2 protein-coding genes are annotated in these 1,890 nt (G+C 65.7%); both read right to left on the bottom strand.

The features are described 5' to 3' along the window. Window positions 1–32: 32 nt before the first annotated feature. The gene (locus V5E28_RS48870; protein WP_336217168.1) at window positions 33–530 is read right to left on the bottom strand and encodes an HAD domain-containing protein; all 498 of its coding nucleotides are present in this window, start codon (window positions 528–530) and stop codon (window positions 33–35) included. Beyond that, window positions 527–1,780, bottom strand: a complete 1,254-nt coding sequence (locus V5E28_RS48865; protein ID WP_336217167.1) for an IS256 family transposase — start codon at window positions 1,778–1,780, stop codon at window positions 527–529. Before V5E28_RS48865 ends, V5E28_RS48870 begins: the two co-directional genes overlap by 4 nt. Between the last annotated feature and the right edge of the window lie 110 nt (window positions 1,781–1,890).

Below are 1,890 nucleotides of genomic sequence, written 5' to 3'. Positions count from 1 at the left end.
GAGCAATTGTCAAATCCTGTGGATTGCGCGATTTACAGAGCTCGAAGCCATTGGTCGAGGGCTGCGAAGTCTCCGTCGGCGAGTCCTCGGAATGACTCCACGTGATGGAGGAGAGCTCGGCCGCTATGGTGCGCGGCGACCCAGTCTCGATCGGCGTTGGTGATCTCGTCGTCGACCCAGGCGAATGGGCGTCCGGCCGCCCAGATCACCAGGGTCCGGGTCTTCCAGTGGAGTCCGAACCATTGGTCTTGGCGTTCGTCCTCGTCGGATGGTTCCGGCCAGTTCACGACTGGCAGTTGTGGCAGCCCGATCCGGGGTGCTATCTCGGCGTTGGCTTCGTCTTCCCAGGTTGTGGCCCAGACGAGATCGCAGGGCAGCGCCGCCAGCCGACGCCCCACCTCGGCGGTCAGCCGCGCCAGGCGCGAGTCCGGCGTGGTATCCCGTGCTTTCCGCTGCGGGTTCTCACCGAACGGGACAAGCGGCCCGTCGACATCGAGGAAGAGCAGCGGGCGTTCGGTGTGGTCGGTCATGCTGCGGTGACCTCGTCGCGCTCGACGAGTACGCCACGTTCGAAGCGGGCTCCGGCACGCACCAGAGCGACCAGGTGGGGCGCGTTGACCGAGCGCCAGCGCTGTTGGGCGGACTCGATGAGCTTGAACGTCATCGCCAGGGCTGCCGCCCGGGAGCCGGCACCGCGGGTGACCTTGGTGCGCAGCCGGACGGTGGCGAATGTTGACTCGATCGGGTTCGTGGTGCGCAGGTGGATCCAGTGTTCGGCCGGATAGTCGTAGAACGCCAGCAGCACGTCCGCGTCGTCGACGATCTTCTTGACGGCCTTGGGAAACTTCGCCCCGTACTGCCGCTCGAATGCCTTCAGGGCCCTTATGGCCTGGTCTTTGTCCTCGGCGTTGTAGATGTCTGCGATCGCGGCCTTGGCCGCCGGCTGCGCCGACTTCGGCAGGGAATCCAACACATTCGCAGTTTTGTGCACCCAGCAGCGCTGTTCCTTGGTCTCGGGGAACACCTCGCGCAGCGCCTTCCAGAAGCCCAGCGCGCCGTCGCCGACGGCAAGATGCGGGGCACGCATCCCGCGCCGGGCGCAGTCGCGCAGCAGATTCGCCCACGACTCCGACGACTCCCGGTAACCCTCGTCCAGGGCTATCAGCTCTTTGCTGCCGTCGGCTCGGACGCCCACCAAGACCAGCACGCACGCCTTGGCCTGGTCCAACCTGACCTTCAGATGCACGCCGTCGGCCCAGACGTAGACGAAGTCGGTCGCCGACAAGTCACGCTTCTGGAACGCCTTGTGATCATCGGTCCACTGAGACGTCAGCCTCGACACCGTCGCCGGCGACAGCCCGGCGGACGACCCGAGGAACTGCTCCAGGGCCGGAACGAAGTCGCCGGTGGACAGGCCGTGCAGATACAGCAGCGGAAGCACCTCGGAGATCTTCGGGGTCTTGCGCGCCCACGGCGGCAAGATCGCCGACGAGAACCGCTTGCGTTCCCCGCTCTCGGTATCTACACGCTTGTCGTTCACTCGCGGTGCCTTGACCTGCACTGGTCCGGCCGAGGTGGCTATCGTCCGCTCGGCGTGGAACCCGTTGCGCACCACCAGACGGCGGCCGTCAGCGTCGCGAGCGTCGGCCAGCTCGGCCAAGTAGGAGTTGACCTCGGCCTCCAGAGCGGCGGCCAACATTCGCCGCGCCCCCTCCCGGACGATCTCATCAATCAGAGATCCGTTCGACGTCGTGCCGACGGCATTGACTACGGTAAGCATGGGCGTGCCCTCCCAGCCAACGCGCCAACGTTGGCCTACTCAGTGACCTTCGAATCGATCACTCGGGAGGGTACGCCCCCGAGCCGATCCACAGGTTCTGAGCATTGCTC

The sequence above is a fragment of the Nonomuraea sp. LPB2021202275-12-8 genome, from assembly GCF_037044575.1.
GTDB lineage: Bacteria > Actinomycetota > Actinomycetes > Streptosporangiales > Streptosporangiaceae > Nonomuraea.
The sequence above is the reverse complement of the archived record's forward strand: the minus strand, read 5'-3'. Positions and strand labels throughout refer to the sequence as shown.

What these genes read in the sequence shown, in the direction of transcription:
- V5E28_RS48870 (WP_336217168.1), bottom strand. Translation starts at nt 530, where the DNA reads ATGACCGACCACACCGAACGCCCGCTGCTCTTCCTCGATGTCGACGGG.
- V5E28_RS48865 (WP_336217167.1), bottom strand. Translation starts at nt 1,780, where the DNA reads ATGCTTACCGTAGTCAATGCCGTCGGCACGACGTCGAACGGATCTCTG.